Source organism: Nitrosomonas sp. Nm84 (genome assembly GCF_003201565.1).
Classification (GTDB): Bacteria; Pseudomonadota; Gammaproteobacteria; order Burkholderiales; family Nitrosomonadaceae; genus Nitrosomonas.
On sequence record NZ_QJJP01000008.1, the window covers coordinates 24,101 to 39,304 of the forward strand.

General features: G+C 48.4%; 10 protein-coding genes. 6 read left to right on the forward strand and 4 right to left on the reverse strand.

What is annotated here, in order from left to right; genetic code table 11:
• Nucleotides 1-25 precede the first annotated feature (25 nt).
• A complete protein-coding gene (locus C8R34_RS05880) occupies nt 26-442 on the forward strand; it encodes a VOC family protein (protein ID WP_258364378.1) in 417 nt (138 codons plus the stop codon).
• A gap of 224 nt (nt 443-666) precedes the next feature.
• On the opposite strand, the gene glgB is transcribed toward C8R34_RS05880, so the two are convergent.
• The gene (glgB, locus tag C8R34_RS05885; protein WP_110338762.1) at nt 667-2,871 is read right to left on the reverse strand and encodes a 1,4-alpha-glucan branching protein GlgB; all 2,205 of its coding nucleotides are present in this window, start codon (nt 2,869-2,871) and stop codon (nt 667-669) included.
• A 250-nt stretch (nt 2,872-3,121) separates the two neighbouring features.
• Between glgB and glgC the strand changes: the two genes are divergently transcribed.
• The 5 genes from glgC to glgA all read left to right on the forward strand — a co-directional run bounded on the left by glgC (nt 3,122) and on the right by glgA (nt 11,427).
• Nucleotides 3,122-4,447, forward strand: a complete 1,326-nt coding sequence (gene glgC, locus C8R34_RS05890) for a glucose-1-phosphate adenylyltransferase (protein ID WP_110338764.1) — start codon at nt 3,122-3,124, stop codon at nt 4,445-4,447.
• A 34-nt stretch (nt 4,448-4,481) separates the two neighbouring features.
• Nucleotides 4,482-6,185, forward strand: a complete 1,704-nt coding sequence (locus C8R34_RS05895; RefSeq protein ID WP_110338766.1) for a glycoside hydrolase family 57 protein — start codon at nt 4,482-4,484, stop codon at nt 6,183-6,185.
• 85 nt (nt 6,186-6,270) lie between these two features.
• Complete coding sequence (locus tag C8R34_RS05900) at nt 6,271-8,283, forward strand: alpha-amylase/4-alpha-glucanotransferase domain-containing protein (protein WP_110338768.1); 2,013 nt, start codon at nt 6,271-6,273, stop codon at nt 8,281-8,283.
• Nucleotides 8,284-8,306: 23 nt separating this feature from the next.
• A complete protein-coding gene (gene pgi, locus C8R34_RS05905; protein WP_110338861.1) occupies nt 8,307-9,941 on the forward strand; it encodes a glucose-6-phosphate isomerase in 1,635 nt (544 codons plus the stop codon).
• A gap of 10 nt (nt 9,942-9,951) precedes the next feature.
• Nucleotides 9,952-11,427, forward strand: coding sequence for a glycogen synthase GlgA (glgA, locus tag C8R34_RS05910; protein WP_110338770.1), 1,476 nt, complete (start codon nt 9,952-9,954; stop codon nt 11,425-11,427).
• Nucleotides 11,428-11,554: 127 nt separating this feature from the next.
• Here glgA and C8R34_RS05915 read toward each other — a convergent pair whose 3' ends face one another.
• The 3 genes from C8R34_RS05915 to odhB form a co-directional block, all read right to left on the reverse strand.
• Nucleotides 11,555-13,102, reverse strand: a complete 1,548-nt coding sequence (locus C8R34_RS05915) for a galactose oxidase early set domain-containing protein (RefSeq protein ID WP_110338772.1) — start codon at nt 13,100-13,102, stop codon at nt 11,555-11,557.
• A gap of 331 nt (nt 13,103-13,433) precedes the next feature.
• Nucleotides 13,434-13,586, reverse strand: a complete 153-nt coding sequence (locus C8R34_RS16430; protein ID WP_165872535.1) for a hypothetical protein — start codon at nt 13,584-13,586, stop codon at nt 13,434-13,436.
• 294 nt (nt 13,587-13,880) lie between these two features.
• Nucleotides 13,881-15,197: a 2-oxoglutarate dehydrogenase complex dihydrolipoyllysine-residue succinyltransferase gene (gene odhB / locus C8R34_RS05920; RefSeq protein WP_110338774.1), complete on the reverse strand. Its 1,317-nt coding sequence runs from the start codon at nt 15,195-15,197 to the stop codon at nt 13,881-13,883.
• Between the last annotated feature and the right edge of the window lie 7 nt (nt 15,198-15,204).

The window sequence follows — 15,204 nt, forward strand, 5'->3', positions numbered from 1 at the left end:
TATAACCATGACAGGAGATGCTCATATGAATCGTAACCCCGTTGGATGGTTTGAAATTTACGTGCAAGACATAGATCGGGCCAAGCGTTTTTATGAATCGGTTTTCCAGGTTAAGCTCGAACGCCTAAACAGCCCCACAGAAATGAACATAGAATTGTGGAGTTTTCCGATGATCAAGGATCAAATGGGCGCATCTGGCGCATTGGTCAAGATGGCGGATGGCCCATCCGGCGGAAATGCTGTATTGGTGTACTTTACCTGTGCAGATTGCGCTGTCGAGGCAGCTCGCGCCACGGCTTCCGGCGGGCAGATAGTGCGGACAAAATGTCCATTGGACAATATGGCTTTATCGCTTTGCTCCGAGATACTGAAGACAATATGGTTGGTCTGCACTCCATGCGATAGTACGAAGTCGTATAAAAGCAACCCCCGCTGCACGTAAATGAGATATTAAGTTTATTATAACCTGCTGATTTGTTAAAAACCCTGCCACGGCTGCATTCAGGCACTTTAGCAATTGCTTTGGTATCCATTTGATCCACATCGGCAAACGCAGCCTGCCCTCCAATGATGCGAATAAACTTCGTGATGTGTAAAAAACCTACGGCGTTGATTCTTAAGATCCCTCATCATATTCGAAATGACAAATGAGGTTATTCAGAGACTTCATTGGGTATCGGACACATCCTGTAAAGAAAAAATCATCCCCGCCAGCGGCGGCAGCGTAATCGTCATCGAATCGGCAAACCCCATCCAGGGTATGTGCACGCTGGTAATATTGCCTAAATTGCCGACATTACTGCCACCGTAGTAGGTTGAATCACTGTTGAACAGCTCATGATAAGTCCCCGCAACTGGAACGCCGATGCGGTAACCAATGCGCGGCACCGGGGTGAAGTTGAGAACCGCCAGCACAAAAGAACCATCTTTGGCGCGCCGCACGTAGCTGATCACCGAATGATCGACATCCTGACAGTCGATCCAGTGAAATCCTTCCGATACAAAGTCGAGTTGATGCAAGGCCGGGATATGCTTGTAGTAATGATTCAAATCACGGTGTGCAGCCTCGATCCCGGAATGCTGTTTTTGTCCGAGCAAGTACCAGTCCAGCTCGTGGTTGATGCGCCACTCCCGCTGCTGGGCAAATTCATTGCCCATGAAGTTGAGCTTCTTGCCCGGCCACGTCATCTGATATACCAGCAGCAGGCGCACATTGGCAAATTTCTGCCACGCATCGCCGGGCATTTTGTTCCAAAGCGAGCCTTTACCATGCACCACTTCGTCATGTGAAAACGGCAGCACAAAGTTTTCGCTATACGCATAGAGCTGGCTGAATGTCAGTTGATCCTGGTGATAACGCCGATGCACGGGGTCTTGCCGCATATAGGTCAGGGTGTCGTGCATCCAACCCATGTTCCATTTCATCGAAAATCCCAGACCGCCGACATAGGTCGGGCGCGATACGCCCGGCCAGGCGGTGGATTCTTCGGCCAGTGTCAGTGCGCCGGGAAATTCGGCGTGCGCCATGATATTCAGCTCACGCAAGAATTCGATCGCTTCCAGATTCTCGCGTCCCCCATACTTATTGGGCAACCACTCCCCTTCCTTGCGCGAATAATCCAGATACAGCATGGAAGCCACCGCATCAACGCGCAATCCGTCCAGGTGAAACTCGGACAGCCAGTAATGCGCACTGGACAGCAGAAATGATTTCACTTCGTTGCGGCCGTAATTGAAGATGTATGTGCCCCAGTCCTGGTGAAATCCAAGACGCGGATCTTCATGTTCATACAATGCCGTGCCGTCAAAACGCGCCAAAGCAAACGTATCCTGCGGAAAATGCGCGGGCACCCAATCCAGAATCACGCCAATTCCCGCCTGATGGCAGCTATCCACAAAGAAGCGGAAATCATCGGATGAGCCGTAACGGCGGGTGACGGCAAAATAGCCGGTGGTCTGATAACCCCAGGATTCGTCCAGCGGGTGTTCCGAAATGGGCATCAATTCGATATGCGTATAGCCCATTTCCAGCACATAGGATAGCAGATGATCAGCGAGTTCCCGGTATGTGTAAAAACGCCCGTCCGGATGCCGCTTCCACGATCCGGCGTGAACTTCAAGTACATTCAACGGTGCGTGCAACCAATCCCAGTTAGCGCGACTCATCATCCACGTTGCATCGTGCCAATTATAGCGGCCACCCGCAGGCGTCAGCGCCGCCGTGTTGGGACGCAGTTCGTAGTGATTGGCATAGGGATCCGTTTTAAGCAGAATTTCCCCGCTGTTGCGGTTGCGGATTTCATATTTATACAGTGTATCCGGCGGCAATTCCGGAATGAACAGTTCCCACACGCCGCTGGCGTGGTGCACTTTCATCGGATACACTCTTCCATCCCAATGATTGAAATCACCGACGACACTGACACGCCCGGCATTTGGCGCCCATACCGAAAAACGCATGCCGTCGACACCGGCATTGTTGGCAGGTTGCGCACCCAGCATGCGATAGGCTTGCCACAACTTACCTTCATTGAACAGGTGCAAATCATGGCCAGAAATTTGCGGCGCAAAAGCATACGGGTCATACGTTTCATAGACAGTATGTCGCGTGCCTTGCTGTTCGATCCGCAATCGGTATGGCATGTCGGGCGGAGATTCTCCGCGCCATTCGAATACTCCATGCGGATGGATGCGCTGCATCGGTTCAAAACCGACAGTCGTTCTGATCCATACATGTGCATCATCGGGACGAAATACCCGCACCAAGGTTTGCCCCTGTTCCTGGTGCAAACCCAAATACGAAAATGGATCATGTAGTCGCGCATGCAGCAAAGCTTCTTGCAATGGATTGATTGTACGGATAGTAATCACATCGAATCTTGGAAATTAAAACGGTTTAAGTGGAATCGTCCGGATAACGCAACGTAGAAAGCGTAGAGATTATCACGTGAATGGTAAAAACGAAAATAAGCTCCCCAAATACTCACCCAGTTTTGCCGGATATTCGCTATCAATACACATGAAAAAACCATTAGCAAGCGTAATTAAACGTAAAGCGATCTGTAAGAAAATGCCATAATGCGATAACATGCTCACATGAATCGTGAAAGGTACAATCACTATGGATAGCAATAAAGAACCTATATATGCCAGTGAATCTGAAGCGGAACACGAAACCTGCACACGCTTTCACAGCAATATCACGCACAATACACTCGCACTGATACTGGCGGGAGGACGTGGCAGCCGTTTGCATCAATTGACGGATTGGCGCGCAAAACCGGCAGTGCCGTTTGGTGGAAAATTCCGCATTATTGATTTTCCGCTCTCCAATTGCGTCAACTCGGGTATGCGGCGTATTGGCGTTGTGACGCAATACAAGGCACAGAGTTTGATTCGTCATATCCAGCGTGGCTGGAGTTTTCTCGATGGACGTTTCAAAGAATTTGTCGAACTGCTACCCGCGCAGCAACGAACCGCCGATGAAACATGGTATCAAGGTACCGCTGATGCGGTATTCCAGAATATCGACATATTGCAGCGCCACGACGCCGAATATGTATTGATTCTGGGTGGCGATCATATTTACAAAATGGATTACAGCAAGCTGCTGGCCGAACATGTCGAGAAAGCAGCTGACATGACGGTAGCATGCCTGGAAGTTGCGGTAGAGGAAGCCGGCGCTTTTGGCGTCATGGGCGTCAATGATGCTTGGCAAATCACCAGCTTTGCCGAAAAACCGGATAACCCGATACCGATACCCGGTCAGCCGGGAAAAGCGTTAGTCAGCATGGGAATCTATGTGTTTAATGCCAAATTTCTCTATGAGCAACTCCTTCGCGACCATCTAGTCAATGATTCGTCACATGATTTTGGCAAAGATTTGATTCCTTACTTGGTACCCCACTATCGCGTATTTGCGCATCGATTCATGAATAGTTGCGTCAATATGGCTTCAGGAATACCGTATTGGCGCGATGTAGGAACCGTGGATGCCTATTGGGAAGCCAATTTAGACTTGATCAACGTGACACCGCAGCTCAATCTGTACGATGAAAATTGGCCGATCTGGACACATCAGGAGCAATTACCTCCGGCTAAATTCATTTTCGATGATGTGGATCGTCGTGGTCAGGCGCTGGATTCGTCCGTATCCGGAGGTTGCATTATCAGTGGCGCCACCGTGCGTGGTTCGCTGCTGTTTTCCAATGTAAAAGTCAACAGCTATAGCACTGTGGACGATTCGGTCATATTGCCCAATGTCGTGATTGGCAGGCGTGCGCGCCTACGACGCGTGGTGGTGGAAAAACAATGCGTGATCCCTGAGGGATTGGTAGTGGGCTATGATGCAGCAGCGGATCGCAAACGATTCTATGTAACTGAAAAAGGCATCACATTGATTACACCGGAAATGTTAGGGCATAGCATTCACCGTGTTGCGCGTTAACAATAAAAATTTTTATAAGTAGTATCATTTTGAAATGAAGCAATTAAATCTTATTTTACTGTGGCATATGCATCAACCGGATTACCGCGATTATGTCACGAAGGAATTTGTACTGCCGTGGGTGTATCTGCACGCCATCAAAGACTATACTGACATGGCTTACCACCTGGAAATGCATCCGCAGACCAAGACAGTTGTCAATTTTGTACCGATACTGCTTGATCAATTGGAAGATTTCACTGAGCAATTTTCTAGCGGACAGATACGCAACCCTTTGCTGCGTTTGTTAGCCACGCCCGATCTCGAGCACATCTCCATGCAGGATCGTACATACGTGTTCGACAGCTGCTTTCTCAGCAATCATGAAACGATGCTGCAACCGTATCCAGCCTACAAACGCCTGTATGAATTTTACCAAATCTTCAACAAACGCAGCGAATGTGAATTAGCCTACGTTTCCGGACAATATCTGGCCGATTTGCTGGTATGGTACCACTTGGCGTGGATGGGTGAGAGCGTGCGTCGAAACAACGAGTTCATCATGAGGCTGATGGCGCAGAGTCAGGGATTCAGCTACGAAGATCGGTTGCAACTATTCAATTTGATTGGGGATTTGATCAAACAATTAATTCCACGCTACCGCAAACTGGCTGAGTCAGGTCAGATTGAATTATCCACTACGCCCCACTACCATCCGCTCGCACCGCTACTGATCGATTTCTCTTCCGCCCGGGATAGTCAACCCGATATCACCTTACCGGAACACCATCTTTATCCCGGTGGACGCAGTCGTGTTGCGTTTCATCTCTCCTCTGCGGTCACCCATCACACGCAATATTTTAATGAAAAGCCCTGCGGTGTCTGGCCGGCTGAAGGTGCTCTGTCGACAGCATTATTAAAAATCCTAGCAGGGCAGAACTGTCAGTGGAGTGCAAGTGGTGAGGGTGTTCTGATCAATAGTTTGCGCGCCTCCCATCCTGATGCCTCATTACCGGATCGCAATCACTATTTATATCGTCCCTACAAGGTAAGCGGAGAAGCCGAGCAAGTCATATGTTTTTTTCGTGATGATCAGCTATCCGATTTGATCGGTTTTGAATATGCCCGATGGTTTGGACGCGATGCCGCAGAAAATTTCATACAATCGCTGGAACATATCTACCACAACACACCCGCTGAGGAGAGTCCAGTTGTCAGCGTCATTCTGGATGGAGAAAATGCTTGGGAATCATATCCGTATAACGGCTATTACTTTCTTGAAGATCTTTACAGCTTACTCGACAATCATCCGTTTATTCGCACCACGACGTATCGTGACTATATCGCCGATACTGAAAATACGAATAATGTCGCAACATTACCTACGCTGGCAGCCGGTAGCTGGGTATATGGCACTTTCTCCACATGGATCGGTGATAAGGAAAAAAATTGTGCCTGGGATATGCTATGTGTAGCCAAACAGAGCTTTGATCTGGTCATGCAAAGCGACCGCTTGACCGATGAACAAAAAATTGAGGCCAGCCGGCAATTGGCATCGTGCGAGAGTTCCGACTGGTTCTGGTGGTTTGGCGATTACAATCCGGCGCATTCGGTGGCAAGTTTTGACCAGTTGTTCAGGCAAAATCTGATGAATCTGTATCATTTGCTTAAATTGCCAATACCGCCGTCAGTACTTGAACCCATCAGCAAAGGTAATGAACAAACTGAAGCGAGCGGCGCTATGCGGCGATCTTCATAATACCTAATTGATTTCAAACCGCTCATCCGTGTTTGAAATCGGGTTCTCGGTTACCCACGTTCTTAACAATTACCGGAGTCATTGAATGTCACAACGTGTTTCGCTACTTTTCGGTGTCCATGCGCATCAACCTGTCGGTAATTTTCCCGACGTACTGACGGATGCACATTTGCGTTGTTACAAACCGTTTTTGCAAGTATTGCATCGCTACCCGGATTTTCGCTTCGCCGTCCATTTCTCAGGCTGGCTGCTTGATTATCTGCTGCAACATTTCCCTGAAGACATGGTACTGCTGCGTGAGATGGTTGAGCGCAATCAAGTAGAGTTATTTGGTGCGGGTGATACCGAGCCGGTTTTGGCAGTGATTCCCAATCGGGATCGTATCGGACAGATCGAAACTTTTTCCAGAAAACTGGCAGCAAAGCTAGGACAACGCCCGCAAGGCGCATGGCTGACCGAGCGTGTATGGGAATCAACGGTCGTTCCGGCACTTGCGGATTGCGGCATCCGTTATGTCATTGTGGATGATTACCATTTTCTATGCGCCGGCAAGACACCAACAGAATTAGACGGTTATTTCACGACCGAAGAAGATAGCCACAAACTCGACTTGTTTCCGATTTCGGAATCGCTACGCTATAAAATTCCGTTCTCCCCGGTTGAGGAAACCATCGCTTATCTGGAATCATTGGCAGATCAGCACCCGTCACATACCCATACGGCAGCAGTTTATTTTGATGATATCGAAAAATTCGGTATCTGGCCGGAAACTTATCAGTGGGTGTATGAAAAAGGCTGGCTTGAGAATTTTATCCAAAGCGTGCTGGCTTCAACCAAAATTTGTACCCAACACTACAGAGAATATCACGCCAGTGAAAAAACGCGCGGCGTTGTCTACTTGCCCACGGTATCCTATATCGAGATGAATGAGTGGACGTTGCCCGCTCAATCCGCCAGTATCTACACAGATTTGGTGCAGCAAGCCAAGACGAACGACTGGTATGAACACAGGAAAGCATTCCTACGTGGCGGCATCTGGAAAAATTTCTTTTCACGTTATCCTGAATCGAATTGGATGCATAAACGCATGCTAGGACTTTCCGCACGGCTGAATTCACTCCCGAAGAAGCAGCGCACCGCCCTGATGCAGCAGAAACTCTACGAATCCCAAGCGAATGATGCCTATTGGCACGGCATGTTTGGTGGCTTGTATCTTCCCCATCTGCGGCGTGCAATCTACAACGCTCTCGTTGAATTGGAAGCACTGCTCGATGCTTGCATACCTCGAGCAACACACTTCACCCAAGACACCGACTTGGACGGCGTGGAAGAAGCGTATCTGCAAAATGGTATGCTGCAAGCAGTCGTTAAGCTAGACAGCTTTTCCGGTATTTGCGAGCTGGACGCCTATCGGTTGCATCATAACTTTGGTGACACTTTGCGCTGCCAGGTCGAGAATTATTATAAAAAAATTCAACCAGATCAAGAACACACATCAAGCCATACAGTCAGCGGCATTGCTTCAGCGCATGACCGCGTCAGTTATAAACATAAGATCGCTGGGGAGGATATCGTTGCTGACGATCACCCTCGCAGTTTATTTGTCGATTCTCTGGATGATACCTATATTGCTTATCAATCTAAAACAGCAGCGCTTGAAAACAATCATTTTGAATCCCAAAACACCGAATACCCGATCCATAAGCAATTCATACTCGACAATAACCGACTACAAGTAGTGTATCGTTTTGCCACTAAAATGCCGCAACTGTTCAGTACCGAAATTAACCTGGCTATGCCAAGCTGCGACGGCGTCGGCGGGCGTTACATCTATCAGGGAAAAATTCCTGGTGGCTTTGGTCAATTGCTTGAGTTGACGGATTTGACTGAAATAATATTGGACGATGATACGTTGGGCGGCAATGTTGTGATAAGAACTTCTTCCCCAGTCACATTGATTGGGCAACCGCACTTCTCAGTATCACAATCCGAGAGTGGATTTGAAAAAATTATGCAGGCACTAACACTGCGATTAAAATGGCCGATCACCATGCGGGAATTGATGATCACACTGGAAATCAATCAACACGGCTCTTAATATTCAGCAATAATACAAACAATATGTCATTACTCACCGAATCACCGGCTTGGCTTGCCTTACAGGCACATCAATCTGTTATGGCGCAACAGCATTTGCGTGACTTATTCCAAAAAGATCCGCAGCGCTTTGAGAAACTCTCGCTGCGGTTCAATGATATTCTGGTCGATTTTTCGAAACAACTAATCAATCATGAAACGATCGATCAATTGCTGGCACTAGCGCATCAACAAAAACTGCACGATTGGATTCCTCGCATGTTCTCTGGAGAAAAAATCAATTCCACCGAACAACGCGCCGCACTGCATATTGCGTTACGCAGCGAGCATGCCACTTATGTGGATGGCGTGGATGTCATGCCGGAAGTCAACCGCGTGTTGAAACAGATGGAGCGCTTTTCAGTTGCGATACAAAGTGGTGCACGCAAAGGATATACGGGAAAAATTTTTACTGATATCGTCAATATCGGTATCGGCGGCTCCGATCTGGGGCCGGTGATGGTCACCGAAGCGCTCAAACCTTATGGTCTACCCGCGATTACGCCACACTTTGTTTCCAACATTGATGGCGCACAATTATTTGAAACATTGCAACACCTTGACCCGGCTACGACTTTATTTATCATTGCGTCAAAAACCTTCACCACACAGGAAACGCTGACTAACGCGCACTCTGCACGGCAATGGTTTCTGTCGCACGGTGGCGAGGAAAAAGATATCGCGCATCATTTTGTCGCCGTTTCCACCAATCGCGCTGCGGTAGAAAAATTCGGCATTGATCCTGACAACATGTTTGAATTCTGGGATTGGGTGGGTGGACGCTATTCATTATGGTCAGCAATCGGTCTGCCCATCGCCTTAACCGTCGGCATGGATAATTTTTATGCCCTGCTCGCAGGCGCGCGAGACATGGACCAGCATTTCGCCACAGCGCCATTCGAAAAGAATTTGCCGGTTATGCTGGGTTTGATGGGTATTTGGCACATCAATTTTTTCAATACCTCGTCGCACGCCGTACTGCCATACGATCAATCCATGCATCGTTTCCCCGCCTATCTACAACAACTGGAAATGGAGAGCAACGGCAAACGTACCACCCGCGACGGTAAAACAGTGGATTATGCCACCGGAACGGTTGTCTGGGGAGAGTCTGGAACCAACGGCCAGCATGCTTTCTACCAATTATTACATCAAGGAACGCCAATCGTCTCAGCAGATTTCCTGGCACCTTGTCAAAGCCATTATCCGGTTGGCGATCATCATCGCATGTTATTAGCCAATTTCTTTGCCCAGACTGAAGCGTTAATGGCCGGCAAGAATGCACAGGAAGTACGTACGGAACTCAATTCACAGGACATGAACGCGGCGTCTGTGGAACAACTGTTACCGCACAAAATTTTCCCCGGAAATCGCCCCACCACTTCCATTCTGTTTAAGAAACTGGACCCCAGAACGCTGGGTTCGCTCATTGCGCTATACGAGCATAAAGTTTTTGTGCAGGGCGTAATCTGGAATATCAATTCGTTTGATCAATGGGGTGTAGAGTTAGGCAAACAGCTTGCCGGAAAAATCCTGGCCGAACTGAAACAGGATGCTCCCGTAACATCTCACGATGCATCCACCAACGGATTGATCAATTATTTCAAGGCCAACCAGTAAAAATACATCCATGGCATCATCTCAAGGGTTACGCATTCTATTTATTACCTCTGAAGTATATCCGTTATGCAAAACCGGTGGCTTGGGAGATGTCAGCGCTGCACTGCCTGCTGCGCTACGCGCACTGCAAACTGATGTACGGCTCCTGCTGCCGGGCTATCCACAGGTTCTGGCAGGTGTTAAATACAAATCCAAAGTGACCGAGTTCAACGAATTACCGCAATTTCCTCCCACCACCCTATTGTCCGGAAGACTATCGCTCAGTAAGACTGAACATATACCGGTCTTTGTGATCGACTGTCCGGGACTATATCGCCGTGAAGGCGGTCCCTACATGGATACGCTTGGACGCGACTGGCCGGATAATGCGCTACGATTTGGTTTGCTGTCAAAAATTGGCGCCATTCTAGCCAGTGATGCCAGTCCGGTTGCCTGGCGTCCGCACATTGCACATTGCAACGACTGGCAAAGCGGCCTCACCCCCGCCTACCTGCATTTTCATCCAGGCAAAAAAGCCGCGACTGTGATGACGATCCATAACCTTGCATTCCAGGGTGTTTTTTCCCCTGGTAGTGTCATTCAGTTGGGATTGCCCCCGGATAGTTTTGATGTCAATGGTGTTGAATATTACGGCAATCTGTCATTCCTCAAAGCAGGGCTTTATTATGCTGACCACATCACCACAGTCAGTCCTAGTTATGCAGAGGAAATTCAAATAGAGCCGCTGGGCTTTGGTTTGCAAGGGCTACTGGCCACACGCCGCGACCATCTCACCGGCATTATTAACGGTATAGCCACGAGCGAATGGGATCCCGCAATTGATCCCCACCTGGTAAAAAACTATACGAGTAAAAAACTATCCGATAAAGCAGTCAATAAAAGCGCGCTACAGCAGCAAATGGGATTAACCGTTGACGCCGATATCCCGTTATTCGGTGTGGTCAGCCGCCTGAATCATCAGAAAGGCACGGATCTGTTGATACAAGTGGCACCGCAACTGGTAAAAATACCCGCTCAATTGATAGTGCTCGGTAGTAATCATACGGATCTGGAGCACCAGCTCTCAACACTGGCCCAAACTTACCCCGATGCAATCGCAGTACGTATCGGCTTTAATGAAGCGCTGTCTCACTTGATCGAAGCAGGCGCAGATTGCTTCCTGATGCCTTCGCGATTTGAACCGTGCGGTTTAAATCAAATGTATAGTCAGCGCTATGGTACACCACCCGTAGTACACGCCACTGGTGGCCTGCTTGACACTGTGGTCGATTGTACGCCAACAACACTTGCAGAAGGAAGCGCCAGCGGTTTCTTGTTCTACCCAATGACCGCCGACAACTTGCTCAATACGATAAAGCGTGCAGCACAAGCCTATCATGATAAGAAAAACTGGCAACGCTTGCAGAGGAACGGCATGGCCAAAGATTTCAGCTGGCATGCAAGTGCAATAGCCTACCAGAAAATCTACGAGGCGCTGTTAGCCTGATTGTTCCAAACATGAAATATCAAACTTTTTTCTTTAAAGGAAGAAAACGGCTTACTGAGTAACATCGCCTCGTGCAGAATTCCACACGAGGGTACTTTGTAAGCTTCTATTATTTAACCTAAGCGATCTAACCAAGGTGTATGACCTTAGCCAATGAAGGCGTTCCTGCCGCATTCCAGACGAAAAGCAGATAAAAACCTGGAGGAGCACTGTTAACTGATGCCGGTGACTTTACCGTCACACTGTTACCGCTTTGTGAAATCGGCGGTAGATCAAAGAAACGCTGCTCATTATTAAATGCATGTGTAACTGCTCCGGCACGCACCAGCGTGATTCTCGCGATATTCTCAGTCGCCTCGATTGAAAACACCTGATTCCAACCAATCATGGCCGCTGGCGCATCAACGATTTCCGGCCGAGGCGCAAACTCACCGGTTCCATCCTTCTTGAATAGATAAGGTGGATAGTATACCTCGCCATTCATTTGCCGTAATGGACCAGGAACACCTCCTCCCCCGGTAAGTACCGTTCCATCTGCAAGCAATATTGCAGCCGAGTGATATAGGCGCACTGTTGAAGCACTCGCTGTTGTCGTCCATGTGTTAGTCACAGGATTCCACAATTCAGAATCTAACGCTGCACCCACTAGGTCATTACCAGTCGATGAACCGCCATTAACCCACACCCGGCCATCAGCAAGCACCGTAGCGTTGCCATATTGCCGATCCCTTGACAAACTTCCGCCTGAGGACGATGTAGGCTCACCGGTACCATTGATATCAACGACAATTGCTGTACGATTATTGCGAACAAGGAGGATGCGACCGGGAGAGAACATTGCACTGGGCAGAAGATTTCTGCCAGCGGGTATCCGTTTCTTATACAGCGTAAGTGTACCAGCACCTGCGGTGTTTAGCTTATACAGCGCGCCACCTGGGTTCACAATAAATACATTACCTTGTGGATTCACCCAGGTACGTGGATAGTACCAAGAATTACCTCCGGCCGCTCCATACGCAGCATCGCTAGATGCAGCACTCAACGAACGCCAGTTGCCGTTTAGAGCACGTACTTCCGGTATAGGCGCATATTCGGCTAAGATCCCTGTTGAGGGTCTTACATTGCGGCCACCCAGTGCCAAATGTTCACCATTAGGTAATGTCACTGCGGTTGCATACCAACGACTATAAGCCATGCTGGCCTGAGGTATTAGCGTGTCTGTAGTGGGATCGTAAACATTGACATGGTCAGTATGATATCCATAATTCGTACCTGGCATTGCATAGGATGTATCTCCACCAATAAGAAGCGCTTGGCCTGTTTCTGAAATCATTGTCTGGCCGGCACAAAAAATACTCGTGCTGGTGGTGTTCGGCAGTGTCTCAAATGCAGAGGCGCTTGTTCCCATTGCAGGATCCCAGACCGCATACTTCAGATCTTTCAGCGATTGAGGTCCAAAAGCAAATACTCGACCATCCGGCATTAGTGTCATGTGAACAGGTACGATTGGCCACGCGTGCAGAGGGCCAAACTCGCCTTTCAAATGCGCTTCCGGTCCGGCTGCAATTACGGAAGTGGTACTTCCATAACTGAAGATTAATAGTGCCAAGCTAGCCGGCACAACATACATTAAGCGCTTAATCTTTTGCACCAAGTTATTATTCTTGAATCTCATAGAGCACCTCTGAATAAACATAAATCACTGAGAATATCATCAACCGTCATGACGCGTTTCTTATGACAGCTAGAAAACCGGATACTGAAAGCAATTATCTTTTGGCTTCCAAGCGACGGCTATTAAGTATATTTACTTTCTCTCTATTAGAAAATAAGCAAAAACTTAATTTTAGCTATGAAACAGCTTAGTTTTGGCTATATTCCTTGGAATTTATCGCGGCAAACGGGCGTTTGGAAAGAAGCTTAATACGTTGAGCTCCAAAGCGTCATATTTATTTTTGTGTTTTTTATTTTTCACAGTGGAGAATTTCACCTGGACGATTTCATCACTATTTTTCGGTCAACAACATCATTGCGCAAGTGAAAGAAACTAGAAGACCTAGTAATATCGGAGCTAATGCCGCTTCATTACCAGTCACTTCAAAGAATAAATAAAGTGCCACAGAAAATACGAGAGAAGCAATCATGACAAGTTTTTTCATATCAAAGCACCTTTTCTTGATGAATAAAACACTCCGCCGCCAGCAGCAGGGTATTAACTGCGCGCCTCAATCTGCTGCTTTTCAATCAGCTTTCGGAAAGTTGAACCCGTAGAGATTTAAATTGTACGCCCAACTGGCAAGCGCTGAGAAACTATCTGCGTTGCCGCCACGGTGTTAAAAATAGGTTCTGATGTTCATTTGTCACGCATAAACTGCACTTTCTTGCCTGTTTTTACCTTGTTATTACGGCTGCCTCGAAAGCATTTCTCAATGCCTCTTAATTGAATAGCCTTTTCATGTTTCCAATAATGGACTCATCGGATATTCCAGTGCTTCTTTCATCGCCACCAATGACAGTACCGCTTCCCGACCGTCAATGATGCGATGATCATACGACAAAGCCAGATAATTCATCGGACGGATCACGATCTGGCCGTTCTCGACCACCGGTCGTTCTTTGGTGGCGTGGATACCCAGAATAGCACTTTGCGGCGGATTGATGATCGGCGTCGACATCATGGAACCGAACACGCCGCCATTAGTAATCGAGAAAGTGCCGCCGCTGAGTTCCTCGATGGTCAGTTTGCCGTCTTGCGCACGCTTGGCGAAACCGGCGATTTGCAGTTCAATCTCGGCCAACGTTAAGCGGTCTGCATCACGGATAACAGGCACCACTAACCCACGCGGACTGCCAACGGCAATGCCGATGTCATAATAGTCGTGATAAATAATTTCATTGCCTTCCACCGCAGCATTGACGATCGGATATTTCTTTAACGCCGCGATAACGGCTTTGACAAAGAATGACATAAAGCCCAATTTGACGCCGTGTTCCTTTTCAAACTCAGCTTTGTAGCGTGTGCGCAGATCAATGATCGCCTGCATATTGACTTCATTAAACGTGGTCAGAATCGCCGCGGTGGATTGTGATTCTACCAAACGTTCAGCAATGCGCTGCCGCAATCGGGACATCGCCACCCTGCGTTCAATACGCGCTCCTGTTGCTGATGTATCTGTTGCAACGGGTTCAGGTACAACTTTTGAAGTCGCGTCCGACTTGCTTGCCATATACGTTTGCACGTCTTCTTTGGTAACACGCCCACCCAAACCAGTGCCTTTGATTGCAGAAGTCTCCGTTGCTTTCAGGTTATTTTCTTCCGCCAACTTACGCGCGGCGGGCATTAACATCGGTATCGCCTGATCAACTCCCTCGGTGTTGGCACTTTCAGTACTGCTGCCGGTGGCGATCACCGCCGGTTTTTCGGCGACAGACGCCGGCTGGTCGCCAGGTTTAGCGGTGACGGTGGTACCGACAGTTGCGTCGCTCGGAGTTGCATCGTTCGGTTCAGCGGTGACGGTGGCACCGGCAGTTGCTTCGGTTTCAATCATTGCAATGACTTCACCGCTGGCTACAGTCGCGCCATCCTGTTTTAAAATCTTGGCCAACACACCGGCATTGGGAGCGGGTAATTCAAGCACCACCTTGTCGGTTTCGATATCGATCAGGTTTTCCGAGCGGTTGACATAGTCGCCGGCCTTTTTGTGCCAGGATACTAACGTGGCCTCGGCTACGGATTCAGATAACACGGGTACTTTGACTTCAATTAGCATGATGCCC

Coding starts and splice junctions, on each gene's coding strand:
- C8R34_RS05880 (WP_258364378.1), top strand. CDS start 26: ATGAATCGTAACCCCGTTGGATGGTTTGAAATTTACGTGCAAGACATA.
- glgC (WP_110338764.1), top strand. CDS start 3,122: ATGGATAGCAATAAAGAACCTATATATGCCAGTGAATCTGAAGCGGAA.
- C8R34_RS05895 (WP_110338766.1), top strand. CDS start 4,482: ATGAAGCAATTAAATCTTATTTTACTGTGGCATATGCATCAACCGGAT.
- C8R34_RS05900 (WP_110338768.1), top strand. CDS start 6,271: ATGTCACAACGTGTTTCGCTACTTTTCGGTGTCCATGCGCATCAACCT.
- pgi (WP_110338861.1), top strand. CDS start 8,307: ATGTCATTACTCACCGAATCACCGGCTTGGCTTGCCTTACAGGCACAT.
- glgA (WP_110338770.1), top strand. CDS start 9,952: ATGGCATCATCTCAAGGGTTACGCATTCTATTTATTACCTCTGAAGTA.
- C8R34_RS05915 (WP_110338772.1), bottom strand. CDS start 13,102: ATGAGATTCAAGAATAATAACTTGGTGCAAAAGATTAAGCGCTTAATG.
- C8R34_RS16430 (WP_165872535.1), bottom strand. CDS start 13,586: ATGAAAAAACTTGTCATGATTGCTTCTCTCGTATTTTCTGTGGCACTT.
- odhB (WP_110338774.1), bottom strand. CDS start 15,197: ATGCTAATTGAAGTCAAAGTACCCGTGTTATCTGAATCCGTAGCCGAG.